Annotated in this window: 20 protein-coding genes and 3 tRNA genes; 7 read left to right on the top strand and 16 right to left on the bottom strand. The window is 55.9% G+C overall.

Annotated elements, in window-relative coordinates:
• Nucleotides 1–63 precede the first annotated feature (63 nt).
• Together G5287_RS15950 and G5287_RS15945 are read right to left on the bottom strand one after the other, a co-directional pair.
• Nucleotides 64–139 (bottom strand) — tRNA-Asn (locus tag G5287_RS15950).
• A 2-nt stretch (nt 140–141) separates the two neighbouring features.
• A tRNA-Asn gene (locus tag G5287_RS15945) sits at nt 142–217 on the bottom strand.
• Between the two features lie 488 nt (nt 218–705).
• On the opposite strand from G5287_RS15945, the gene dauA reads away from it, so the two are divergent.
• Together dauA and G5287_RS15935 are read left to right on the top strand one after the other, a co-directional pair.
• The gene (dauA, locus tag G5287_RS15940; RefSeq protein ID WP_216953420.1) at nt 706–2442 is read left to right on the top strand and encodes a C4-dicarboxylic acid transporter DauA; all 1737 of its coding nucleotides are present in this window, start codon (nt 706–708) and stop codon (nt 2440–2442) included.
• A gap of 183 nt (nt 2443–2625) precedes the next feature.
• Nucleotides 2626–2713 (top strand) — tRNA-Ser (locus G5287_RS15935).
• A gap of 370 nt (nt 2714–3083) precedes the next feature.
• Here the strand turns inward: G5287_RS15935 and G5287_RS15930 are convergent.
• From G5287_RS15930 to G5287_RS15890, 9 genes are all read right to left on the bottom strand, one after another.
• A complete protein-coding gene (locus tag G5287_RS15930; RefSeq protein ID WP_216953421.1) occupies nt 3084–3851 on the bottom strand; it encodes an SDR family NAD(P)-dependent oxidoreductase in 768 nt (255 codons plus the stop codon).
• A 42-nt stretch (nt 3852–3893) separates the two neighbouring features.
• Nucleotides 3894–4583, bottom strand: a complete 690-nt coding sequence (gene ompL, locus G5287_RS15925; RefSeq protein ID WP_216953422.1) for a porin OmpL — start codon at nt 4581–4583, stop codon at nt 3894–3896.
• Nucleotides 4584–4678: 95 nt separating this feature from the next.
• Nucleotides 4679–5545 (bottom strand): NAD(P)-dependent oxidoreductase, encoded by an 867-nt coding sequence (locus G5287_RS15920; RefSeq protein ID WP_216953423.1) that lies wholly within the window; start codon nt 5543–5545, stop codon nt 4679–4681.
• A complete protein-coding gene (locus tag G5287_RS15915; RefSeq protein WP_421231537.1) occupies nt 5542–6429 on the bottom strand; it encodes an SMP-30/gluconolactonase/LRE family protein in 888 nt (295 codons plus the stop codon). The genes G5287_RS15920 and G5287_RS15915 overlap by 4 nt, the downstream gene beginning before the upstream one ends.
• Nucleotides 6422–7315 (bottom strand): aldose 1-epimerase, encoded by an 894-nt coding sequence (locus G5287_RS15910; RefSeq protein ID WP_227342638.1) that lies wholly within the window; start codon nt 7313–7315, stop codon nt 6422–6424. The genes G5287_RS15915 and G5287_RS15910 overlap by 8 nt, the downstream gene beginning before the upstream one ends.
• The gene (locus G5287_RS15905) at nt 7315–8103 is read right to left on the bottom strand and encodes an HpcH/HpaI aldolase family protein (protein ID WP_216978945.1); all 789 of its coding nucleotides are present in this window, start codon (nt 8101–8103) and stop codon (nt 7315–7317) included. The genes G5287_RS15910 and G5287_RS15905 overlap by 1 nt, the downstream gene beginning before the upstream one ends.
• 11 nt (nt 8104–8114) lie before the next feature.
• Nucleotides 8115–9869 carry an L-arabinonate dehydratase gene (gene araD, locus G5287_RS15900; protein ID WP_216978944.1) on the bottom strand — a complete coding sequence of 585 codons (1755 nt, stop codon included), beginning with the start codon at nt 9867–9869 and terminating at the stop codon, nt 8115–8117.
• Between the two features lie 64 nt (nt 9870–9933).
• Nucleotides 9934–11391 carry a glycoside-pentoside-hexuronide (GPH):cation symporter gene (locus G5287_RS15895; RefSeq protein ID WP_421231536.1) on the bottom strand — a complete coding sequence of 486 codons (1458 nt, stop codon included), beginning with the start codon at nt 11389–11391 and terminating at the stop codon, nt 9934–9936.
• Between the two features lie 62 nt (nt 11392–11453).
• Nucleotides 11454–12842 (bottom strand): glycoside-pentoside-hexuronide (GPH):cation symporter, encoded by a 1389-nt coding sequence (locus G5287_RS15890; RefSeq protein ID WP_227342641.1) that lies wholly within the window; start codon nt 12840–12842, stop codon nt 11454–11456.
• On the opposite strand from G5287_RS15890, the gene G5287_RS15885 reads away from it, so the two are divergent.
• The 3 genes from G5287_RS15885 to G5287_RS15875 all read left to right on the top strand — a co-directional run bounded on the left by G5287_RS15885 (nt 12825) and on the right by G5287_RS15875 (nt 15669).
• Nucleotides 12825–13028, top strand: coding sequence for a hypothetical protein (locus G5287_RS15885; protein WP_227342643.1), 204 nt, complete (start codon nt 12825–12827; stop codon nt 13026–13028). The two genes, G5287_RS15890 and G5287_RS15885, sit on opposite strands and share 18 nt — an antisense overlap.
• A gap of 103 nt (nt 13029–13131) precedes the next feature.
• Entirely contained in the window at nt 13132–15153 is a 2022-nt protein-coding gene (locus G5287_RS15880) for an alpha-glucosidase (RefSeq protein WP_266134805.1), read from the top strand.
• Nucleotides 15154–15249: 96 nt separating this feature from the next.
• Nucleotides 15250–15669 carry a GNAT family N-acetyltransferase gene (locus tag G5287_RS15875; protein WP_227342647.1) on the top strand — a complete coding sequence of 140 codons (420 nt, stop codon included), beginning with the start codon at nt 15250–15252 and terminating at the stop codon, nt 15667–15669.
• A 145-nt stretch (nt 15670–15814) separates the two neighbouring features.
• Here G5287_RS15875 and G5287_RS15870 read toward each other — a convergent pair whose 3' ends face one another.
• Together G5287_RS15870 and G5287_RS15865 are read right to left on the bottom strand one after the other, a co-directional pair.
• Nucleotides 15815–16846, bottom strand: a complete 1032-nt coding sequence (locus G5287_RS15870) for a LacI family DNA-binding transcriptional regulator (RefSeq protein ID WP_227342649.1) — start codon at nt 16844–16846, stop codon at nt 15815–15817.
• A gap of 468 nt (nt 16847–17314) precedes the next feature.
• Complete coding sequence (locus G5287_RS15865; protein ID WP_421231535.1) at nt 17315–18037, bottom strand: DUF2982 domain-containing protein; 723 nt, start codon at nt 18035–18037, stop codon at nt 17315–17317.
• 214 nt (nt 18038–18251) lie between these two features.
• Here G5287_RS15865 and recR point away from each other — a divergent pair, with 214 nt between their 5' ends.
• Nucleotides 18252–18854, top strand: a complete 603-nt coding sequence (gene recR, locus G5287_RS15860; protein WP_005346280.1) for a recombination mediator RecR — start codon at nt 18252–18254, stop codon at nt 18852–18854.
• Between the two features lie 164 nt (nt 18855–19018).
• A complete protein-coding gene (gene htpG / locus G5287_RS15855; protein ID WP_064337750.1) occupies nt 19019–20932 on the top strand; it encodes a molecular chaperone HtpG in 1914 nt (637 codons plus the stop codon).
• A 105-nt stretch (nt 20933–21037) separates the two neighbouring features.
• Here htpG and G5287_RS15850 read toward each other — a convergent pair whose 3' ends face one another.
• Genes G5287_RS15850 through G5287_RS15840 form a run of 3 tightly spaced genes read right to left on the bottom strand, consistent with a single transcriptional unit; the run spans nt 21038 to nt 23749 of the window.
• Nucleotides 21038–21823: an ATP-binding cassette domain-containing protein gene (locus G5287_RS15850; RefSeq protein ID WP_337072912.1), complete on the bottom strand. Its 786-nt coding sequence runs from the start codon at nt 21821–21823 to the stop codon at nt 21038–21040.
• A 34-nt stretch (nt 21824–21857) separates the two neighbouring features.
• Complete coding sequence (locus tag G5287_RS15845; RefSeq protein WP_005333679.1) at nt 21858–22856, bottom strand: oligopeptide/dipeptide ABC transporter ATP-binding protein; 999 nt, start codon at nt 22854–22856, stop codon at nt 21858–21860.
• A complete protein-coding gene (locus G5287_RS15840) occupies nt 22856–23749 on the bottom strand; it encodes an ABC transporter permease subunit (RefSeq protein WP_216953434.1) in 894 nt (297 codons plus the stop codon). The genes G5287_RS15845 and G5287_RS15840 overlap by 1 nt, the downstream gene beginning before the upstream one ends.
• Nucleotides 23750–23775 lie beyond the last annotated feature (26 nt).

Genomic DNA, 23775 nt, shown 5'->3' with positions numbered 1-23775 from the left:
TCAGCTTGAAACAATGGAGAGATGGATATGAAAAAGCCCAGCTCGAAAACTGGGCTTCAAATGTGGCTCCCTCGACAGGACTTGAACCTGTGACATACGGATTAACAGTCCGCCGTTCTACCGACTGAACTACGAGGGAATTGGCTCCTCCTACTGGACTTGAACCAGTGACATACGGATTAACAGTCCGCCGTTCTACCGACTGAACTAAGGAGGAATTGCCTGTCTCGTTAAGACGGGGCGAATATTAATGACCAGGGCGGCGGGTGTCAACCCGCGAATTTCTCGAAAACCGGATTTTCGGATTGTTTGCCCAAAAGTTGCGCTTTGCGGTTTATTTTCAGCACAATCAGTCCCTTGCCATCGCTCCCCCCAACCGGCCCAAGGGGGCATTGGTTCGGTTCGCATCAACCTGATGATGACAGCATGATGTCGCGAACGTGCTGGTAACACAGTGAGGCTCAAATGGTAATCTTTGTGGCTAAAAGGGGGAGAGCTGGAGTCAAGATCGGCGATTTGGCGGTAAATGGGCCAAATCATGGGGCAGAGTGCTTTTCATTGATCCTGCCCATCGAAAAAATGGCCCGTCTGGAGTAAGGTTACGCAGGATACCATCGCCGCGTCGACAGCCCTGCCGGCCCTTGATGATGATCGGGCGCCGGATCTCTCCGGCCTTTATCTCCCTCTTCTGGTATTACGATATACATGCACAAGCAAGCCTCTTTAAATAGCGTGAAGCTCGCCATAGCCTTACGCCAGTCCTGTATTGATGAACCCTATAGCATGGCCCGCTTCGGCCGTGATCTTATCGCCGGTGTGACGGTGGGCATCATCGCCATCCCGCTCGCCATGGCACTGGCCATCGCCAGCGGTGTGCCGCCGCAACACGGTCTCTATACCGCCATCATTGCTGGAATCGTGATCGCCGTGACCGGTGGCTCCCGCTACTCCATCTCCGGCCCGACCGCTGCCTTTGTAGTGATCCTCTATCCGGTCGCCCAGCAGTTCGGGGTCGGTGGTCTGTTGATGGCGACGCTCATCTCAGGCCTCTTTCTGGTGGCGATGGGGATGGCCCGTCTTGGCCGCCTTATCGAGTACATTCCCCCGTCAGTGACGCTGGGTTTTACCGGTGGTATCGCCATCGTGATTGCCACCTTGCAGATCAAGGACTTCTTCGGCCTGAGCGTGCCCGAGATGCCGGAAACCTATCTGGGCAAAGTCGAGGCGCTGACCGCCGCCCTGCCAAGCTGGCAGTGGGGCGATACCCTGGTGGGGGTCGCAACGCTGGCCGTGCTGCTGCTCTGGCCGCGCCTGCGTCTGCCGGTGCCCGGCCACCTGCCCGCGGTGTTGGTCGGGGTAGGTCTGGGTTTTGGCCTCCATTACTTTGGGGTGGATGTGGCCACCATCGGCAGCAAGTTCAGCTATACCCTGGCCGATGGCAGCCAGGGGATGGGGATCCCGCCCATCGCGCCAACTCTGGTGATGCCCTGGGCCTTGCCCGGACCGGATGGCTTGCCGGTTGAATGGAACCTGGCGGCTGTTGAGCGGCTGCTGCCTGCCGCCTTCTCCATGGCAATGTTGGGGGCGATCGAATCGCTGCTCTGCGCCGTGGTGCTCGATGGCATGACCGGTCGCAAACACAGCTCCAACGCCGAGCTGGTGGGGCAGGGGCTTGGCAACATCTTCGCCCCCTTCTTTGGCGGCATTACCGCTACTGCTGCCATCGCCCGCTCTGCCGCCAACGTGCGTGCAGGCGCTACGTCCCCCGTCTCGGGGATCGTCCATGCGCTGGTGGTGCTGGCAGCCATTCTGGTGCTGGCCCCCTGGCTCTCCTGGTTGCCGCTCTCGGCCATGGCTGCCTTACTGCTCATCGTGGCCTGGAATATGAGTGAAGCGCACAAGGTGGTGGAGCTGATCCGTCGTGCCCCCAAATCCGATGTGCTGGTGCTGCTGGTCTGCCTGTCACTCACCGTCATTTTCGACATGGTTATCGCCATCACCTTCGGGGTGATTCTGGCCTCCCTGCTCTTTATGCGCGAAATCGCCAAGATGACCAAACTGCACGATTTGGCCGAGCACAAGCGCTATGCCCACGAGGTGCCGGACAATGGCCTGCTCTACAAGATCAACGGCCCGCTCTTCTTCGCCGCGGCCGAACGGGTCTTTGCCGAGCTGGAAGCGCAAGTGAAAGGGCACAAGGTGCTGGTGTTGCAGATGGAAGCGGTTTCCATCCTCGATGCGGGCGGCCTGTCTGCCTTCCTCCACTTTGGCAAGCAGATGGCCAAAGCCGGTGTCGAGTTGCGGGTGGCCGAGTTGCAGTTCCAACCGCTCAAGACCCTGGCTCGCGCCAAGGTGCGACCGCAGCCCGGCAAGCTGGAATTCTACGGTTCGCTGGAAGAGGCGCTCAAAGGTGAACATTTGCACGAAGCGGCAGTAAATTGATTGAAAGGGATACGAAACGGCATATTTTTAGTCACTTGGTTCGGATATTGAGCAAATGAACGCAAAAAGTAAAAAATTGCATTGACCAAAAGCCATCGTATCCCTTACATTACGCCCCGTCGCCGCGGCATGGTCCGCCAGCGAATGTGCAGCTCAAGCACATAAAGCAGTGAGCAAAAATTTGGTGAGGTGTCCGAGTGGCTGAAGGAGCACGCCTGGAAAGTGTGTATACGGCAACGTATCGAGGGTTCGAATCCCTCCCTCACCGCCAAACAGTAAACCCCTGCTTTAGAGCAGGGGTTTTTCTTTATGCATGATTTATTATGCGCCCCGACTATCTCAACTGTTGATGGTTTGCATATCAGTTGATCGCATCATTCTGAAGATGGTGGGATCTTCTTCCGGTACCCTCAGATGTAAGAGAGGGTCATGGAGACCACTCTTGCTCGGATTAATGGCGTTTTCCCCATTTGCATCGAGACCTGTCCCATCTAGCCAAGCGCGTATCTATAAAAACAAGCAATATCTGCAGCATTTGCCTCTTCTGGATTGCCCGGCATGGTTGAATGCCATGCCATGCCATGCCAGCCAGATATTGCTCAAACCTCATCATTTCAAGCAGACAGCCTTGGGACAGAGCCTTAGTTCAGAGTAAGCCCCGCATCAACAATGAAATCTTGGCCGGTACAGCCATTGGATTCGTCAGAACCCAGGAAGAGGGCCATGCGAGCACAATGTGAGCCATCGAGACGGAATTTGAGTGCTTGCAGTTCGACAAACTGGTTCACCGCGGCAGGGTCGAGTTGCGCCCACATCGCATCCTGTTTGGGGGTACGGATTGCGCCTGGGACCAGGCTGTTAACCCGAATGCCTCTTGCGCCCAACTCCTGCGCCAGGGTACGGGTAAAACCATGGATAGCGGCTTTTGACAGGGAGTAGCAGACTCTCCCGGGGCGGCCCCGCATCCAGTTGATGGATCCCATATTGATGATGCTGCCGCTCCCTTTTTGCTCCATGCCTGGCAACACGGCTTGGATCGCAAACAACTGGTGACGCAGATTGATATTGATGCGGTTTTCGAAATACTCCTCGGTCAGATCCTCAATTTTATGGTGATCATCGCTGCCCGCGTTGTTGATCAGGATATCGACACTGCCCAGCTGTTGTTCAATGGTCGTAAAACACGCTTTGAGCAGAGTCAGGTCGGTGACATCGCAAAACAGAAACAGGCAGTCGAGCTCATGCGCGAGTGCTTCGCCTGCAGATTTATCAAAATCGAGGAAGGCGACTTTGGCACCTTGGCTGACAAAGGCGCGCACCAACTCTTCGCCAATGCCACTGGCGCCACCTGTGATAACGGCGACCTTGCCGGCAATAGAGTGATATTGTACTTGCTGGGAATAGTTCATAACTGCTCTCCGTGAGTCATAGATTGAATTCATCTGGCAACATTAGAAAAAGTATTTAACACCAATACGGATCCGGTATGCCTCTGCATCATAGGCAATATTTCTATCGTACCACTGTAATTCCAGATAAGGCATCCATTGTGGATTGATTCGATAGCGGGTTTGACTGGTTAGCTCCCAGTGATGATCTTTCCCATTAGCACTGTTGAAATTATTGACGCGAGAAAAATAGTGCGATTCAAAAGTATGGGTCAAAGCTGGTGTTATTTTATTGACAATATACAGTGCGTATTCATTGGTATCGTTATTATCGCCATAACCATCAAGATCCGTAGTTAGATAATTTTGATGATTGTAACGGTATCGTGCAATAACGGAAAAGTTATCGGTAAAGTTGTACTTTCCATCCAGATACGCAGAGCCACCAGAGCCAGAGCTAGAGGAGTTAACCAAACCACCGGCATTGACCGAGAGTTTGGTGGTTAAATTTAATAGCGGATACCACCCTTCAATTTCGTTATAACTGTGCTTTAGCTTGTCTAGTTTATCGGTATTATACGCATTGCTGGCCATAATACCCGCACCAGATTCCCAGTTATAGCCGAGTCGCAACAATAACTCATGTTGGTCGGTAGCAAAGTTAAATGCCTCACGGCTTTCAAAATAACCGCCTGCGAAAGCTGCGTTGCAGCATATAAGAGGGATTAAGCATATTTTGGGGTGGATACGCATAGTGATTGACTCGCCAATGGTAAGTTGATATTAAATCGTACAGCGATTGGCATGAGGTAAATTAATTACCTCATGCGATGGTTTTTATCAGCCAGCTATTGAATGTTTTGCTTTACCAACTTATAAGTGGCACAGAAATCCTCATGGCCCAAACCGTTATTCAGGCCTTGCTGGTAAATGTTATTCACCAATTCGACTCCGGGCAGGGTCAGCGCTTCTTCGCCCATGAGGTTCTTCATAATGCCGATATCTTTGGCCATGTTCTCCAGCGAGAAGACAGTGTTGTAGTTCTCGGCGATCAGGGCACCTATCTTGCTGGTCAGATAGAAGTTGCTGCCGCCACCGTAAGAGACGGCGGTGTTGAAGCTCTCTTTATCGATGCCGAAATGATCGGCGGTGGCCAGCATTTCGTTGACACTGTTCTGAATTTGGGCGACCAAGGTGTTGTGCAGCACCTTCATGATCAAACCACGGCCGTTGCCCCCCAGGTGGATCTGGTTGCTGCCCATCATGGCTAGCAATGGCTTGACCTTTTTGTAGGCGGACAGGTCGCCACCTATGTAGATCCCGAGCTCGGCAGCCACGGCGGCAGGGACCGATTTGACCACGGGCGCATCGAGCATCACGGCACCGGTTTCTGCTACCTGGCGGGATAAGGCGATTGACACGGCCGGGTCAATGGTGGACATGTCGATGGTGATCTTGCCGGGGCCAAGGTGTGGCAGCAGTTCGGTATAGACCGCTTTGACGTGTTCGGAGCGCGGTACCATGGAGATGATCACATCCGCATCGGCTGCCAACCTGGCAATGGAAGGGGAGGCGATGGCGCCTGCATCGACCACCCGGGCGACAGCCTCCTGATTGATATCGAATACCAACACATTGCCATCAAATTTTTTGACGATGTTCTTTGACATCGCTTCGCCCATCAGACCAAGACCGATAAAGCCGATAGTTTTCATCCGTTGTTTTCCTTAAATGTGGGTTTAGCAAGACCGGCGATGTCAACACGCATGCTGAACAGCGCACCTGAGAGCGGACGTGCTGCCAGTTCGGCGGCGTCCATATTTTCGCGAGTGGTGGTGATGAAGAGGGTCTTCATGTCTTCACCACCAAAACAGACCATGGTGGGGCAACGTACCGGCAAGGGATATTCGGCCAGCAATACCCCCTCTGCAGAGAAGCGGGCGATACGATGGCCATCAAACAGGGCGCTCCAGTAGCATCCTTCGACATCGATTGCAGCCCCATCCGGGCGCCCTTCGTCGGCGCGGGCTGCAAACTCGCGCAGCAGTTGCCGTTGACCGAGTGAACCGTCGCGGGCCAACGGAGTGCGATAAAGGCGGCGGTTGGGGGTATCAGTGGTGTACATCCAGCGCATGTCTGGGCTGAATGCCAAGCCATTGGCTCCCAGAATGTCGCACTGGATCACCGACATCTGCAGCTCGGCATCAACCCGGCATAGCAGGGCGCCGTTGTAATCTCGTGGGCTCCAGTAAGTGCCCGCATAGAAACGACCCGACTGATCGGTACCGCCATCATTAAAACGGGCCAGCGCTGGGTTATTGGGGTTATCGGCGACTTTACGCTCAATTTGCCCGTGTTGATCACACAGATAGATCCCGGTGCGCATCGCTGCGATAAAGCCACCCTGTTCGCGCAGGGCAAAACAGCCCACTTCTTCGGGGAAGGGGATTGTCGTCATGGCGCCGCTTTCGGGGTGATAGCGGTGCAGGCAACGCTCGAGAATATCGGTCCAGTAGAGCGCCTGTTCATCAGTGCTCCAGGTCGGGCACTCGGGCAGATGGCCGCGGTAGTCGGCAAGTAGCAGAGCAGGATTAGGCATAGTGAGAAACCTCAAGCAGCATGGAGATCTGCAACTGCCCATTGGCTGGCACAGTGGCCATGGCCAGCGCAGGGTCACCAAAGCCACCGTTGTTGATGGCATCATTGATATGAGAAACCGGCTCGATGGCGATGAAGTCACGATCGGCGGGCGGCAGAAACAGGATGGCGTGAGGCGCATCGGGTGAGCTCAGGGTCACCATCAGCTTCTCATCTGGCCAGCGCACCCGTGCACAGCCACTCCAGTGATGGAAGCAGTTATCGACACTGGCGGGTTCAGGTTTGCGCCAAGTGCGATAGTTCCATTGGGTCGGTAGTGGCGCGAGACCAGTGGGCAGGGACTTGTGGTCGTTGAGTACCACACCGCCTGCGTCGAACTGGATCTCGGCGTGCGCCGCACGGGGAAAATAGGGGTGAAAGCCCAGCCCAGCCGGGACAGCGTGATCGGCCAGATTGTGGTAAGTGAGTATGATATGCAGCGCATTCTCTTGCAGGGTGAAGCGCTGAGTTGCCCGATAAGGCCAGGGCCATTGCGCCGCGGATGCTCCCTGTGCGTCATGGTGCAGGGTCAGCACGACAGAGTCATCATCTGCATCCCCTTCTTGCCATGGCTGCTGCCAGCCGTTGCCATGAATTGAGTGGGGATGATCGCCAAAGTTACGCAGCAGGGCGTAATCATATCCGGCGAAGTGAAACCGTCCATGAGCAATACGGTTGGAGTAAGGTACCAGGGGAAAACAGCCCCCCTGGTTGACTGTGACGTTCTGACCATCGGGCAGGGAGCGCAAGATCTCCCTGCCATGCCAGGTCAGTTTGCCGACAGCGCCACCAAGCTCGGGGATGAGCTCCAGATCAAGCGGGCCGCTTTGGCGGTGAAGCCTCTTCATCAGTAAACCTCGCCACCGGATATGCTCAGACGTTCCCCCCGGATCGCGGCGAGCTGTTCACGGGCGCGAGCCAGCAGGTAACTCATGTCGGAGCCGAGCGCCACGAAGCTAAAACCCATCTCTTGATATTTGTTCACCAGCTCGGGGTTGCCACCGACGATCCCGCAAGGCAATCCCAAGCGCTGGCACTTCTCCAGCCCTTCACGGATCTTGGCTTGCACCTCGGGGTGAGAGGGATTGCCAATATGGCCCATGGCTGCGCTCATATCGCCGGGGCCGATAAAGAAGCCGGTCACTCCTTCAATGGCCATCTCTTCCATGGCATCAATGGCGTCAGGGGTCTCAATTTGCAGGATAAGGCAGAGCTCTTCCCGGGCTTTACGCACGAATTCGGGTTCGGCACCGTAACCGGACGCACGATGCACCGCGGCAAAGCCGCGTTTGCCTAGGGGAGGGTAGTAGGCCGCCTCTACCGCTTTGCGGGCTTCTGCTGCACTGTTGACAAACGGCACCATCAGCGACGTTGCACCGCCATCAAGCGCCCGTTTGATCAACACAGTGTCGTTCCAGGCCAGGCGGTAGAGTGGGGTGGTGGCCGGGTTGCTGGCACGAATGGCGCGATCGATACGGATCGCATCCAGGCTATCGACCGGCACATGTTCCTGGTCCAGCACCAAGAAATCGAAACCGACAGTCGCCATGGCTTCCGCCACCGTATCGCTGCCAGTCATCATCCAGGTGCCCAGTGGGCGTGGACCTTGAGTAATCGCAAGTTTGAACGGATTCATTGTTTGCTCCTTTAGAAAATCGGGGGCTCGGGCACTTTGCTGCCAGCCTGGAGGAAATCGAAGTCACAGCCCTGATCGGCCTGGGTCACATGTTGTTGATAGAGTGCGGCATAAGAGCGTTCATAAACTTTGTGTACCGGTTTGAGCGTGCGGCGGCGCTCGGCCAGCTCTTCATCACTGACCAGCATGTTGAGGCGGCCATTGGCGATATCGAGCTCGATGAGGTCACCGGTACGTACCAGTGCCAGTGGGCCACCAATGGCCGCTTCAGGGGCAACGTGCAGGATACAGGTGCCATAGTGAGTACCGGACATGCGGGCATCACTAATCCGCACCATGTCGGTGACGCCTTGTTGCAGCAGCTTTTTCGGGATCGGCAGGTTGCCCCACTCCGGCATGCCCGGCGCGCCGACCGGGCCGGCATTGCGCAGGATAATCACTGATTCCTTGGTTACCTCCAGGGCGGGGTCATCGATGCGATCCGAGAGCTCTTGATGGCTGTCGAAGACGATGGCAGGGCCCTTGTGGTGGCGCAGTTCGGGTTTGGCGGCAGATGATTTCATCACAGCCCCGTTGGGACACAGATTGCCGCGCAATACTGTCAATGCACATCCACGGGAGAGCGGTACCACAGGGTTATCTAGCGAGCGGATCACGTTGTCGTCATAACAGGTCGCGTTGGCAATCCACTGTGCAACGGGACGATTGGTGACCCCGATCGCATCGAGGTGGAGGAATGACTCCACCTTTTTCAGCTGGGCCATCAGACCGCCGGCGAAGAAGAACTCCTCCATCAACTGATCACCAGAGGGAAACAGATTGGCCAGCACAGGGACTTCCCGTGCCACCGACTCCATGTCTTCCAGAGTGAGGTTGATGCCCGCCCGGTTGGCCATCGCAATCATGTGGATCGCGGCATTGGTGGAGCCGCCGAGCGCCATGTAGGCCACTACGCCATTGAGGAAGTTGGCTCGGGTCAGCCAGCGGGAAGGTTTGTGATCATGCCACACCATGTCGACGATGATTTGGCCGCATTGGGCTGCCATCTGGACGTGTCGCGAGTCAGCGGCGGGGATGGAGCTGGCCCCCGGCAACATAAAGCCCATGGCATCGGCGATGGAGGTCATGGTGGATGCTGTGCCCATGGTATTGCAGGTGCCGATGGAGCGAGTCATCGCCCCCTCCAGCTCGATCCAGTCATGCTGGGTAATGGCCCCCAAGCGCAATTGGTCCCAGAACTTCTTGGTATGGGTACCGGCACCGGTGACATGGCCGCGCCATTTGCCGCTCGACATGGGGCCGGCGGGGCAGAAGATCACCGGCAAGTCCATCGAAATGGCACCCATCAGCAGGGCTGGCGTGGATTTGTCGCAACCGCCGAGCAGCACGGCCCCATCGATAGGATGCTGGCGCAGCAGCTCTTCTGCCTCCATCGCAAGAAAGTTGCGATAGAGCATGGTGGTCGGCTTGACCAATACTTCCCCGACCGACAGCGCGGGCAATTCAACGGGGTAGCCTCCCGCGGCCCAGACGGCTCGCTTGACGGCCTCGGCGCGCTCACGCAGGTGGCTATGGCAGGGGCTCATTTCACTCCAGGTATTGATGATCCCGATCACTGGCTTGCCCATGAATTCGTCGCGGTTCAAGCCACTTTGCTGACTGCGTTGACGATGGGCGAAGGCTCGGATGGTGTCGGGGGCATACCAGCGTTGGCTACGCAGCGCCGAGATATCGAGCTTGGCCAGGTTTTCACTGTTGAATGACATAGGAATAGCGCTCTCTTTGTCTGATTTGGTTAAGGATTAATTCAATAAAAACAGCATGTTAAATTCAGCCATTCTGACCCGCACGAAGAGGGGGGGTGTCAGGCGATGGAGTAGATTGTTCACTCATTCGGTGATGGGGTTTCCGGGGAGAAGCAAGGGCATGGCGTTGTGCCAGCTCCCGGACGATCTGTTGATAGCGAGCATCAGTGAGCGGGTAGAACAGCAACATCAAGGCAGCAGCGCAAATCAGGGCGCAGATTGGGTAGAGAAACATCAGATTGGCGATGCTGCTTTGGGTCTCGGTGCTTTGCGTCGCGTTGGGAACATAGCCTGACCATGCCAGTACCAGCCCGGGAATGAGGCCCGCAAGCGCAGCCGAACATTTGCGGCAGAAGGTCAGACTGCAGTAGACCAGCCCCTCGGTGCGGATGCCTGTTTTCCATTCCCCATACTCGACGGTGTCAGAGATGAACGCCCAGTTGAGACTGTTAACGAAAGCGGATCCCCACAGGGCCAGGGAGGTAAAGAGGATGTAATCGAGAGCACTCTCGCTGTAGAGGTAGTTGAGCAGGTCACCGCATATCCACACGCCAATACCGGCCAGATAGACAGGCAGTTTGCCAAAACGGTGCACGGCAAAGGGGACCAGCAATACCCCCAGGTAGATACACCCTATGCTGATGAAGCTCATGTAGGCGATCATCGATACGTCGCCAATCACATATTGGGCGTAAAAAACCTGAACAATCAGCTTGGTGTTGAACGCTGCCAGCGTCAGCAGATTGGCCAGCGCCAGGATGCCCAGCGGACGGTTTGCCAGCACGGCCCGTGCGTTGGTTTGTACTGCCGAAAACCCCGATTCGTTGACAACCGATGGCAGCACATGGCGTTCATGAACTCTGCTGTAGCAAAAGAGTACTGCTGCAGCCCCCATGACCGAATAAATCAGTACCGCAACGCTATAGCCGACCTGTGGCTTGTCAAACAGCAATACCAGCGGCATGAACCCTACCGAGCAGAGCAGTAATCCGGTATTGGCTCCGCCCTGGCGCCAGGCGGCGAGCTCGGCTCGGTCCTGGAGTCGCTTGGTGAGGGCCGGGACCATGGCGCCATAGGAGGCATTGCCAAAACTGTAAAAGGCACCAAACATCATGAACAGCAGGGTAAACAGCACTGTTTTAGCGATGACCGGGAGCTCAACGCTGGTAAACAGGGCGGTGTTGATAAGAGCCAGTGGCACTATGGTCCAGAGCAGGAAGGGGCGAAATTTACCTCTGGGGCCGAGCTCGGAACGATTATCCAGCACGCTGCCGGTCACCAGATCGGTGCAGGCGGTAAAGAACTTCGAAACCAGAAAGATTGCTCCGGCCCATGCTGCCGGAATGGCTGCCACATCGGTCAGGAAGATCAGCAAATAGAGAGTTGTGCAGTTGAGCAGGAAGTTATAGCCGAGATCACCCACTCCGTAGGCCATCTTTTCCTGCCATGCCAGACGGTCACTTGCCACATTGCGATATGTCATGGGATCACATCCTTGAAGAGAGCAACAGCGTGGCCAGCACGCCGCTGCCAGTTGAATGAGAGTCAGCTTTGGGTGGTCGCCACACGGCGGGCACCAAGGCTGGCAATGATCTCTTGATAGCGCTGCTCGTTGAGGGTGTAGAAGAGGGCCATCACCAGTGCCGTTACGATGGCCAGGCTTGCCGGGTAGATGAAAATCAGTCCGGTGATCCCGGTTTTGGCGGCATCGGTTTGCTCCACATTGGGCATGTAGCCAACCAGTGCCAGAGCAAACCCGGGGACGAACCCTGCGATAGCTTGCGAACACTTTCTAAAGAAGGTCATGCCGCAGTAGACCAAGCCTTCGGTACGGGTACCGGTTTTCCACTCACCGTACTCAACGGTATCTGAGACAAACGCCCAGTTAAGGCTGTTGACGAAAGAGGTGCCAAAGAACGCCAGCGAGGTGAACAGCACGTAACTCATGACGGTGCCACCGAACAGGTAGTTGGCAATGTCGCCGGAGATCCACAGGCACAATCCGGCCAGATAGACAGGTTTTTTGCCAAAGCGGCGTACCAGCGCAGGCACAGACAACACCCCGAGGTAGATGCACCCCATGCTGACAAAGCTCATGTAAGAGACCATGGAGACATCACCCAGAATGTACTGGGCGTAGAAGACCTGCACGGTGAGTTTGACGTTGAATGCGGAGAGGGTCAGCAGGTTGGCTACTGCCAGCACCAGCAACTGGTTGTTCTTGAGTACCGCCTTGAGCCCCTCCTTGATGGTGGGCTTCTCGACTATCTGGTCAGGGTCATTACCTATGATGGTGTGGTGTTCTTTGACGTTGAGGTAGCAAAAGAGCACCGCCGCCAAGCCGACCGAGGTGTAGGCCAGGGCTGCCACCATGTAGCCGGTCTCCTGGGATTCAAACAACATGGCGATGGGCATGAAACCGACGGTGGCTAACAACAGGCCGGTGTTGGCTCCGCCCTGACGCCATGCTGCCAGCTCTGCGCGATCCTGAACATTTTTGGTCATAGAGGGCACCATGGCGCCATAGCTGGCATTGCCCAAGCTAAAGAACAGGCCAAAGGCCATAAAGCAGACGATGAACAGGGTGGTCTTGGTCTCGCTGTCGAGCTCAAAATTACAAAACAGCAACATATTGCAGACAAACAGGGGCACTATGGTCCAGAGCAGCATCGGACGAAACTTGCCGCGAGGTCCGAAGCTCTTGCGGGTGTCGAGGAAAATGCCGGTGCCCAGGTCGGTGAAGCCGGTGAACACTTTCGCCACCAAAAAGATGACGCCTGCCCACGCCGCATTGATACCTGCTACATCGGTCAGAAATTTAAGCAGGTAGAGGGTGGTGATATTCAATACAAAGTTGTAACCAAAATCGCCGACGCCATAGGCAAGTTTTTCCCTAAAAGGCAGTCTGCTTTCGATATGCGCCTGAACAACCATTTTATTCTCCATAGTGTGGAATCCATCCGGCAGCCCAATAATCGTAGCGATGCGATTATTGGCGCAAGTGTGATTGTTGAAAAGTGGGATCCAGATCGAGAGATTGCGCTGGTGGTTAAGGATTCTCTTACAAATAGTGCTTGCAAGCGAGCTAAACGTTTTCATGTGGCGGGTGTTGATTGGTGATCGAGATCGCTGTTTGGGTTTTACGCGATTGAAATGAAATCGTAGCGCTATTATTGTGTTTGCGAGCAAGCGGGGATGGCCCGACTAAACAGGAGCTTATGCAATGCAACTCGAATTTTCGTCACAGGCGTTAACGATTCAGCACCAGCAGCAGTTGTTATTTTCTCATCAAGCGGATGCCCCAGCGTTTTATATAGGCAAGGGCCGGGAAAAAATGGAAATTTATCGCGGCAACTTTGACATCGAAGACTACATCGAGTCTCGCGTCGCATTGACTCATATCGAACAGGTTGACAACAACCTGTTCGTTTTTGCCCCGAATGCCTTGACCCCGGCTTTGCTACAGGTGGCTGTGGTGTGTGATGGCGATGATGTGATGCTTTATCCGACCATACTGGACGAGGCATATAACCGCTTTTGGGTCAGATTGCCGGCCGAACGTAAAGAGCATGTCTGGGGTTGTGGCGAGCAGATGTCCTATTTTGATTTGCGTGGCCGTCACTTTCCGTTGTGGACCTCAGAGCCCGGTGTTGGTCGCCATCCCCACAGCGAGATCAAATGGAAAGCCGATGTGATGGGCAAAGCCGGTGGGGATTACTACCACACCAACTATCCGCAACCCACGTTTGTCTCCTCTCGTAAATACAGCTGCCATATCGACACCACCGCTTATGCCGATTTCGATTTTCGTCACGAAGGGTTTCATGAGCTGCAAGTGTGGGCGATCCCGCAGGCCATCGAGTTGCGCACCGCAGAGAGCTATCTGGGCATTATCGAAAAACTGTCCGCCCGGTTTGGCCGCCAGCCCAGGTTGCCTGAGTGGGTTTACAAGGGGGCGATCCTTGGTCTGAAGGGGGGAGAGGTCAATACCTTCAGTCGTCTGGAAAACGCCCTTGACCATGGTATCAAGGTTTCGGGTTTGTGGAGTGAAGACTGGTGCGGCTTGCGGGTCACCTCGTTTGGCAAGCGCCTGTTCTGGGACTGGGATTGGCAGCACCATCAGGATCGCTACCCCAATCTGCCCGCCAGGATCAAGGAGCTCAATGACCAGGGCATCGAGTTCATGGCCTACGTCAACCCCTACCTGTGTGAAGATGGCAAGCTGTTTCCGATCGCCAAAGAGCTCGGCTATATGGCGCTGGACAAGGATGGTCAAGTTGCGCTGGTCGACTTTGGCGAATTCTATTGCGGCTGTATCGACTTTACCAATCCAGACGCCATGGCCTGGTTCCGTGATACCGTGCTGCGTAAAAACATGCTGGACATGGGGATCAAGGGGTGGATGGCTGACTTTGGCGAGTACCTGCCGACCGATAACATCTACCTGCACAACGGTGTCGATGCCAAGCTGATGCACAATGCCTGGCCGACTCTGTGGGCCCAGTGCAACGCAGAAGCGATCGCGATGAACGGCCAAACCGGTGATGCCCTTTTCTTTATGCGAGCCGGTTACACTGGGGTGCAGCAATACTGCCCGCTACTGTGGGCAGGCGATCAATGTGTCGATTTCAGCCGTCACGACGGTCTGGTCACGGTGATCTCGGGGGCGCTCTCCTCCGGTATGTTGGGGAACGCGTATCACCACTCGGATATCGGTGGCTACACCTCACTGTTTGGCAACCGTCGAACCAAGGAGCTGTTTGACCGCTGGGTTGAAATGGCTGCCTTTACCCCAGTCATGCGTACCCACGAAGGTAACCGCCCTGATGAGAACTTCCAGTTTGACCAGGATGGCAGCACGTTGGCGCATTTTGCCCGGATGACCCGAGTTTATTGCCACCTGACTCCTTACTTACGTAGCCTGGTGGATGAAGCGGCTGAGAAAGGGTATCCGGTTCAACGTGCCATGATGCTGCATTTTGAACATGATCCCGAGGTCTACGTCATACAGGATCAATACCTCTATGGGTCAGAGTTGCTGGTGGCACCGGTTCACCAAGGGGATGTGCGTGAGTGGACAACTTACCTGCCTGCAGGTGAGCAGTGGACGCATGTCTGGAGCGGCCAGCGCTTTACAGGGGGCCAGCGGGTCACTCTGCCTGCACCGATTGGCCAGCCCCCGGTGTTCTATCGTGCCAAAAGTCCCTGGGCTTCGCTGTTTGCCGAGCTAAAGGATCTGGCGTAAATCGCACCGGCGTTCGCTATAGAGGATGCGACCCGGATAACCCATGGCCGTGACAATGTTCACGGCCATTATGTTTCAACAGAGGAGCAGAGCAGCATGATTGACACTCTTGACGTTGTGCAAAACCCCAGCCAGGACGACATAGATTTTTTACGAGACAACCTGATCAAAACCAATCGTGAGTTTGTCGGTGAACAGATACGTCGCCCACTTGCCATCTTCTATCAGGATGAGCAGCAACGTCGTGCCGGAGGATGCAGCGGCCATACCTACGGCAACTGGCTCTATATCGAGTATCTGTGGGTGGCCCGCAGTCTGCGGGGGCGCGGTGTAGGAGGCCGGTTATTGGCAGCAATGGAGCAGGCGGCCCTAGAGCGCGGCTGCCGTTTTTCACAGCTCGATACTTTTAGTTTTCAAGCAAAGCCTTTTTACCAAGCGAGGGGTTATTCCGTCGTGATGACGTTGGAAAAGTGCCCGGTGTTTCATCAGCGATATTACTTAACCAAAACCTTGTAGCGCTGGCAGTGACTGGTGCCCTGCTTAAAAATATCTGACGCAATGGATAGTGTTCTGGTAGATACATGGGGGGCATTTATCTTTATGGGCTATTTATCAAGGCCATGGTTTTGTGATGGTTCATGGTGTGACTATATTGGCTTGGTCACAAAACAAACCGGGTACTCTGTCTGGGGATCAAGTCAAATCCTGCATCAATGATCTCGCCTTTATAATCGGGATCGCGAGCCATCCGCAACATCATAGATGCAGCTTGGCTGGCAACAGAGTGAATATTGATATTGATACTGGACAAGGTCACGGGGGCCAGATAGCCGCTGCCTGGAAAATCGCCAAACCCGATGATAGATAGTTGCTCTGGTACCGGGATATTGCGTGCAATCGCCTCCATCAGCAATGCAGTACCAATGGTATCGTTTGATGCAAAAATGCCGTCGAGTTTGCGCTCTTTGAGCAGTGTCTTGATGAGTAGTTCGCGTGCGGCGGGGTAAATATTGTCGCTGTAAGGGATTTCGACCAACAAGGGATCCATACCCGCCGTCTCAAGTGCCTGGCAAAAGCCGCTGTAGCGGCTCTGCGCACGCACGTCATCGTTAAAACGGGTCGTGAAATAGGCAATTTTATGGCAGCCGGAGCGTATCAGGTAAGATGCGGCATCGTAACCCACCTGAAAATGATCTATACCGACCTGCGCGACAAACGGACTGGCTTCACCGATTTGCCATGCTTGAACCACAGGCACCGCACTGTGCTCCAGCATACGAATCGTAGTATCACTGTGCTTCGCGCCAGTGAGGGTTATGGCGGCAGGAGACCATTGTAAAATGGAGCGGATCTGCTGCTCCTCTTTTTCCATTGAGTGATCATGAGATGCGATATAGAGCTGAAAACCTGCATCACTCACGATATGTTCAATCTGCTGGACAAAGGTACTAAAGGTAATATTGGAAATGGAAGGAACGATAATTGCCATTGCCGAACTTCGCCCGGCAGTAAACTGACTGGCAATTTTGTTGTGCACATAACCCAATTCATCAATGGCACGCTGAATTTTATGGCCGGTATTGGCTTTTACCTTGTCTGGATGACGTACATAAAGTGAGACTGTCGAGGGGGACACCTTGGCCAGGGCCGCGACATTATCAAGCTTGACGGTTTGTTTGCTTCTCGAGGACACGTGTTCTGCTTCCTGATTGGTTTTACTCGGCTCGACATCCTTCGTTATCTGAGGGAAAAGCCATCCAATAATCTCCCGACATGTATTTAAGTGTATAAAAAATAAGGCTTAAATAAAAGTGATGATTCGCTGTAGGAGGTGCGTCGGCAATTCGGGTTACTTGTATGGTAATTAGATTTTGGTTAGCCATTACAAATAAAAACGTGTTGCCAAGAGCGCTTGAGCATTTTGGCATCCAATGTCGAAAAATGAGCCTCTTTAACTGCAATGACCCATGGCAGTTAACTGTTCAAATAAACACCGCACCACATGGTGAAGGGTGGTTACTTCAGGGTATGAGTATTTAGTGTTATGGGAATCGGTAGTTCTCATCAGCACTCTCTGCAATCGTCTAATGGGTGTTACAACCGCGTTGGATAGCTCACCGTTTAGTGCCTGGGACGTAGCGACAACCACTTGGCAGGGGGGTTATTGAGCGTGTGGCTCTGATGAAGGTAGTGGAGAGACGATCGCCTCCTGCCTGTATTGGCGCAGCAGTTTGAGGAAATCATCCGGTTCCCGATCCAGGCTGCCTACCGGGATCAACAGGTCATAACCGAGCAAGTGGCGCATGCGAATCATCCGTTGAGCCAGCATGGCCAATGCTCCATCGTAGTGCAGCCCTTGCGGGGAGCAAAAGTGACTCTCTTCCAGCCAGTCGATGACTTGTAAGGGGTCATTGGTATGCACTGGCTGCCCATGGAGCTGCTCATTATGCAGGGCATGCAGCAACACAGGGCGCTGCTCTGTCAACAGATGCACGGCCAGTCTGGGAGTGATCAGTGTCAGAAACTCGTCATACTGTTTTATCTTGAAACCGATATAGGGCAGGGGCTGGAGATCCCAACCAACATGGATTCTGGGTTGATCGATACGCTGGATGTTGTGCCACTTCAGTGCCCAGCCGCCATATTTGTGGTGATAGTGGAGGGAGTGCTGGCATAGGGAGAGGCTGATCGGGGGTTCATTGAGCTTGAACCAGCCTATCAAGGTCATCATCATGCCACTCAGTAGCAATATATAGGCCGGGAGCACCGGGCCTTCCACAAGCAACCAGAGCAGTAATAGCATCAGGCTGGTGATGAGCCCCCCGGCCCAGATCAGGGTCAGCCCGTTTCGGCGGACCAGAGGCTTTATATGTTGTGTCTCCATTTAACCTCCTTGTCCTGATGAGGGGGGCGATCTTTTATGACACCACCCGTTTGTCTTTGACCAAGTATAAGCGCCGCGTTTTTGCGCTGGCCAGCAAAGCAAATGGCAGTCATGGGCCGGCTCGGGTATAGTCCTGCGCCAATGGCGTTATCCTGTTTTGCTGACCCGTCGTGGCCCAGGTGGTGGCGAGGGCCAGGCCTGTGTAAGGAGTGTTATGAAGTTCAGTCCCCTGCTCGATGAGATGATGAAAGCCCTGCAGGTATTGCCGGGGGTGGGGCCCAAGTCTGCCCAGCGGATGGCCTTTACCCTGCTCGAGCGTGAGCGCAGCGGCGGCTTGCGGTTGGCCCAGCTGCTCTCTCGCGCCCTGACCGAGATTGGCCACTGCAGCCACTGCCGCACCTTTACCGAGAACGATCGCTGCGATATTTGCGCCAATCCCAAGCGGGAAGAGAACGGTCTGCTCTGCGTGGTGGAGAGTCCGGCGGACGTGGCCGCCATCGAGCAGACCGGCCAGTTTTCCGGTCGCTACTTCGTGCTGATGGGCCATCTGTCGCCGCTGGACGGTATAGGCCCGGAGGAGCTGGGGCTCGATATTCTGGAGCGCCGCCTGAAGGATGAGGCGATCAGCGAACTGATCCTCGCCACCAATCCCACCATCGAGGGGGATGCCACCGCCTGGTATATCGCCGATATGGCCCGTGCGGCCGGGGTGGAGGTGAGTCGCATCGCCCATGGCGTGCCGGTAGGGGGTGAGCTGGAGCTGGTGGATGGCACCACGCTCTCCCACTCCCTGATGGGACGCCAGCGCCTCAAGTAAGGGGCGGGTGGTGACAAGTCGCGAAAAACTGAACATAAAATCGGCGGTTACACGCCAACAGGGGGCGAATGAGCAGGATTGCACATTCGCCCCCTTGATATTTGGATCGCTGTCCCCATCTAGGTTGGGCGTATGTTCAACCCGATGTTTCTGAGGATTGGTCCATGACCCAAAGTGTTCATGCCGAAACCCACGGCTTTCAAACTGAAGTCAAACAACTGCTGAGCCTGATGGCTCACAGCCTCTACTCCAACAAAGAAGTATTCCTGCGCGAGCTGATCTCCAACGCATCCGATGCGGCGGACAAGCTGCGCTTCAAGGCGCTTTCCGATGCCTCTTTGTTCGAAAACGACGGCCAGTTGCGTGTGCGCCTGGTGGTGGACAAAGAGAAGCGTACCCTGACCATCTCCGATAACGGGATCGGTATGACCCGTGATCAGGTGATTGAGCATCTGGGTACCATCGCCAAGTCCGGCACCGCCGAATTCTTCAAGAACCTCTCCGGCGATCAGGGCAAGGATTCCCAGCTGATCGGTCAGTTCGGGGTCGGTTTCTACTCTGCCTTTATCGTGGCCGACAAGGTGACCGTGGTGTCCCGCGCCGCCGGTACTGCTCCGGAGCAGGGTGTGCAGTGGGAGTCGGAAGGGGAAGGCTCCTTCACCGTCGCTGATGTGACCAAAGAGGGTCGCGGTACCGACGTCATCCTGCACCTGCGCGCCGAAGAGGACGAGTTCCTCGATGACTGGCGTCTGCGCTCCGTGGTGGGCAAATATTCCGATCACATCAGTGTACCGGTCGAGATGTTCAAAGAGGGTACCCCGGATCGCGAAGAGGATGGTGAGACCATCGTCGGCACCCCGGGCGAGTGGGAGCAGGTCAACCGCGCGACTGCACTGTGGACTCGTAACCCGAAAGATATCAAGGACGAGGAGTATCAGGAGTTCTACAAGCACGTCGCCCACGACTTTGAAGATCCGCTGCTGTGGGGTCACAACCGGGTGGAAGGGGCGCAAGAGTACACCAGCCTGCTCTACGTACCGGCCCGCGCACCGTTCGACCTCTACAACCGCGAGCAGAAGCACGGTCTGAAGCTCTATGTGCAGCGCGTCTTCATCATGGACGATGCCGAGCAGTTTATGCCGACCTACCTGCGCTTCGTCAAAGGGGTGCTGGACTCCAACGATCTGCCGCTCAACGTCAGCCGTGAAATCCTGCAGGACAACAAGGTGACCGCCTCCCTGCGCAAGGCTTGCTCAAAGCGCGTGTTGACCATGCTCTCCAAGCTGGCGAAAGACGATGCCGAGAAGTACGCCAAGTTCTGGAAAGAGTTCGGTAACGTGCTCAAAGAGGGCCCGGCCGAGGATTACGCCAACCGTGAAGAGATCGCCAAGCTCTTGCGCTTTGCCAGCACCGCTGGCGAGGGCGAAGCCCAGACCGTCTCTCTCGAGGATTACGTTGGTCGCATGAAGGAAGGTCAGCAGAAGATTTACTACATCACCGCCGACTCCTATGCCGCTGCCAAGAACAGCCCGCACCTCGAGATCTTCCGCAAGAAGGGTGTCGAAGTGCTGCTGATGTGGGAGCGCGTGGACGAGTGGCTGATGAGCCACCTGACCGAGTTCGACGGCAAGCAGCTTATCTCCGTCACCCGTGGTGAACTGGATCTCGGCGATCTGGAAGACGAAGCCTCCAAGCAGGCGCAGATCGATGCCGAGAAGGCCAACGCCGGTCTGGTGGAGCGGGTCAAGAAGAGCCTGGGCGATGCGGTGAAAGAGGTGCGTGTCACTCACCGTCTGACCGACTCCCCCTCCTGCATCGTCACTGACGCTTATGGCATGAGCACCCAGATGATCAAGTTGATGCGTGCGGCCGGCCAGCCGGTACCGGAGCAGAAGTACATTCTGGAGCTCAACCCTGATCACGCGCTGGTGAAGAAACTCGACACTATTGAAGACGAGGCACTGTTCGGAGAGTGGGTCACCCTGCTGCACGAACAGGCCCAGCTGGCCGAGCAGGGCGGGCTGAACGATCCGGCGAGCTTCGTCTCCCGCATCAACCGTCTGCTGCTGCAAGCCTAAGCAGCAACGCCGGTAACAGAAAGCCCACTGCATGCAGTGGGCTTTTTTGATCCCGCCGAGTGAGCTCGGCGAAACACAGCGGCAAGGGAGGCGGCCAGCGCCTCTCTACTTGCGGTATTCGTTGTTGTAGTTCTGGATGAGACGGCGGGTCACCTCGTGCTGGGGATCGGCAAACACCTTGAGGGTCTTGCCGCGCTCCACCACCCGACCTTCGTGCATCACCAGCACCTCGTCGCTGATATGGCTGACGATGCCCAGATCGTTGGCTACCAGCACATAGCTCAGCCCCATGGTCTCCTGCATCTCCAGCAGCAGGTTGATGATCTGGGAGCGTACCGAGATATCCAGGGTGGAGAGCGCTTCATCGGCCACCACGATTTTGGGGTTGAGGATCAATGCCCGCGCCAGCGCCACACGCTGCTGCTGACCGGCAGAGAGCATCTGCGGGTAGAAGAGGGCGTGGTCCGGCAGCATCCCCACCATGCGCAGGGTCTGGATCACCTTCTCGTGACGCTCCTCCTCACTCATCTCGGTGTTGAGTCGCAGCGGGGTTTCCAGGATCTGGCCGACCCGGATCTTGCGGTTTAGCGAGGTGTTGGGGTCCTGAAAGATCATCCGCAGCAGCTTGCAGCGGATTTGATAATCGCCGTGCACCATCAGTTGACCGTCGATGGCGATGTCACCGCTGGTGGGCTCGATCATGCCAGCCAGTATACGGGCCAGGGTGCTCTTGCCGGAGCCTGCTTCTCCCAGAATGGCCAAGGTCTGGCCTACCTCCAGATCAAACGAGAGGGGCTTGATCGCCTCCACCGCCTGACGACGGAACAGACCGGTGCGGTTTTGATAGGTTTTGCTAAGGCCTCTGACCTGCAACAGGGATGGCTCGATCACAAGCGGGGCTCCTTCATGGGGGCGTTAACGATCATCACTTTTTCGGCTCCTCCATGTTCAGCGGGAAGTGACAGCTGAACTGATGGCCCTTGATCTTGTTCATCAACGGAGTCTGCACGCACTGCTTCTGAGCGTAGGGGCAGCGCGGCCCCAGACGGCAGCCGATGGGCAGGTGTTGCAGCGGCGGTATGACGCCGGGCAGGGTCTCGAGGCGCGACTTGTGGCGCACCAGCTTGTCAAAGTCGGGGATCGATTTGAGCAGGGCATCGGTATAGGGGTGATGCGGGGTTTCGAGGATCTGCTCCCGGGTGCCCACCTCCACCATCTGGCCGCAATACATCACGTTGATGGTATCGGTCAGGTTGGCGATGGCGGCGATATCGTTACTGATGATCAGGATGGTGGTATTGCCCAGCTTGTTCATCTTGTCCAGCAGTCGCAGGATCTGGGAGTGGGTGGTGGACTCCATGGCGCTGGTGGGCTCGTCGGCTACCAGCAGACGCGGCTGGTTGGCAATGGCCATGGCGATCATCACTTTCTGGCACATGCCATCCGACAGCTCATGGGGATAGGCGCGCATCACCTTGCGGTGATCCTTGACGCCTACCCGGTGCAGCAGGGCGATGGCCTTCTTCTTGCGCCACTGGAAGCGCTGCCAGAATTGTCCCTCGAACGAATCGGTCGGGATCGCCTCTTCCAGCTGGGTGCCGATCTCCTCGGAGGGGTCGAGACAGCTGATGGGGTCCTGGAAGATCATGGCGATCTCGCGACCCATGATGCGACGGCGCTCCTTGGGGGCCATGGTCAGCAGATCCATGTCGTTGAAGCGCATCCGGTCGGCACGTACCGTCCAGTTGTCCTTCTCGATGCCGACGATCACCTTGGCGATCAGACTTTTACCTGAGCCGGATTCACCCACCAGACCGCGGATCTCCCCCTCGGTCAGGGTCAGGCTCACCTTGTCCACCGCCTTGACCTTGCCTTGCGGTGTGTCGATCTCGATGGTGAGATTGCGAATATCGAGCAGCGGCATCAGTCATTCCCCTCTTTGAGTGCTTCGCGGATGCCTTCACCAACCAGGTTGGTGGCCAGCACGCTGAACAGGATAGCCATGCCCGGCAAAGTGACGGTCCAGGGTGCGAGATAGATGAGGTCACTCGAATCGGCCAGCATGGTGCCCCACTCCGGTTGAGGGGATTGTGCGCCGAGGCCGAGAAAACCGACTGCCGAGATATCGAGAATGGCCGCAGACAAGGTGCGGGTGGTCTGGGCCACCAGGGTCTCGACGATATTGGGCAAAATAGCCAGCCGCATGATCCTGAAGGGGGGCGAGCCATCGAGCCGACTGGCAATGATGTACTCCTTCTGCATCTCGGCATGCACCGCGTTGTAAGTGGCCCGGATAAAGGGGGGGATCAATGCCAGGGTAATGGCGATCAGGGTATTGCCAAGGCCCGGCCCCAGAATGGCAACCATGATGATGGCCATCAGCAGGGAGGGGATGGAGAGCAGGGTATCGAGCAGGTGGTGCAGCACGCTCGATTTCAGCCCCTTGCTCATGCCGCCGAGTATGCCGATGGCGGAGCCCACCACCATGGCGATCACCACCACGACAAGGGCACAGCCGAAGGTGAGACGTGCTCCCACCACCAGCCGGGAGAGCATGTCGCGCCCCAAATCATCGGTGCCGAGGAAGTAGTCGATGTTGCCGGTCGCCGCCCACGAGGGGGCGAGCAGCAGCTTGTCGGTGTGCTGTTCATCGATGCCGTAGGGGACGACCAGCGGCCCCACCAGCGTGATGAGCAGCAACAGCAAAAAGCACCAGAGCCCCGCCATGGCGAGCGGATTGCGGCTGTAGGAGGCCCACGTCTGCTCAAGGGGCGAGAGGATCTTGAGCTCGGGATAGATGTTCGATTTATCTTGCATAGGATACCTGGCTCCTGGTCACGCCA

Origin of the sequence: Aeromonas sp. 603079, assembly GCF_049172135.1 — a bacterium.
GTDB lineage: Bacteria > Pseudomonadota > Gammaproteobacteria > Enterobacterales > Aeromonadaceae > Aeromonas > Aeromonas veronii.
The sequence above is the reverse complement of the archived record's forward strand: the minus strand, read 5'-3'. Positions and strand labels throughout refer to the sequence as shown.

Coding starts and splice junctions, on each gene's coding strand:
- dauA (WP_216953420.1), top strand. CDS start 706: ATGCACAAGCAAGCCTCTTTAAATAGCGTGAAGCTCGCCATAGCCTTA.
- G5287_RS15930 (WP_216953421.1), bottom strand. CDS start 3,851: ATGAACTATTCCCAGCAAGTACAATATCACTCTATTGCCGGCAAGGTC.
- ompL (WP_216953422.1), bottom strand. CDS start 4,583: ATGCGTATCCACCCCAAAATATGCTTAATCCCTCTTATATGCTGCAAC.
- G5287_RS15920 (WP_216953423.1), bottom strand. CDS start 5,545: ATGAAAACTATCGGCTTTATCGGTCTTGGTCTGATGGGCGAAGCGATG.
- G5287_RS15915 (WP_421231537.1), bottom strand. CDS start 6,429: ATGCCTAATCCTGCTCTGCTACTTGCCGACTACCGCGGCCATCTGCCC.
- G5287_RS15910 (WP_227342638.1), bottom strand. CDS start 7,315: ATGAAGAGGCTTCACCGCCAAAGCGGCCCGCTTGATCTGGAGCTCATC.
- G5287_RS15905 (WP_216978945.1), bottom strand. CDS start 8,103: ATGAATCCGTTCAAACTTGCGATTACTCAAGGTCCACGCCCACTGGGC.
- araD (WP_216978944.1), bottom strand. CDS start 9,869: ATGTCATTCAACAGTGAAAACCTGGCCAAGCTCGATATCTCGGCGCTG.
- G5287_RS15895 (WP_421231536.1), bottom strand. CDS start 11,391: ATGACATATCGCAATGTGGCAAGTGACCGTCTGGCATGGCAGGAAAAG.
- G5287_RS15885 (WP_227342643.1), top strand. CDS start 12,825: ATGCGCCTGAACAACCATTTTATTCTCCATAGTGTGGAATCCATCCGG.
- G5287_RS15890 (WP_227342641.1), bottom strand. CDS start 12,842: ATGGTTGTTCAGGCGCATATCGAAAGCAGACTGCCTTTTAGGGAAAAA.
- G5287_RS15880 (WP_266134805.1), top strand. CDS start 13,132: ATGCAACTCGAATTTTCGTCACAGGCGTTAACGATTCAGCACCAGCAG.
- G5287_RS15875 (WP_227342647.1), top strand. CDS start 15,250: ATGATTGACACTCTTGACGTTGTGCAAAACCCCAGCCAGGACGACATA.
- G5287_RS15865 (WP_421231535.1), bottom strand. CDS start 18,037: ATGGAGACACAACATATAAAGCCTCTGGTCCGCCGAAACGGGCTGACC.
- recR (WP_005346280.1), top strand. CDS start 18,252: ATGAAGTTCAGTCCCCTGCTCGATGAGATGATGAAAGCCCTGCAGGTA.
- htpG (WP_064337750.1), top strand. CDS start 19,019: ATGACCCAAAGTGTTCATGCCGAAACCCACGGCTTTCAAACTGAAGTC.
- G5287_RS15845 (WP_005333679.1), bottom strand. CDS start 22,856: ATGCCGCTGCTCGATATTCGCAATCTCACCATCGAGATCGACACACCG.
- G5287_RS15840 (WP_216953434.1), bottom strand. CDS start 23,749: ATGCAAGATAAATCGAACATCTATCCCGAGCTCAAGATCCTCTCGCCC.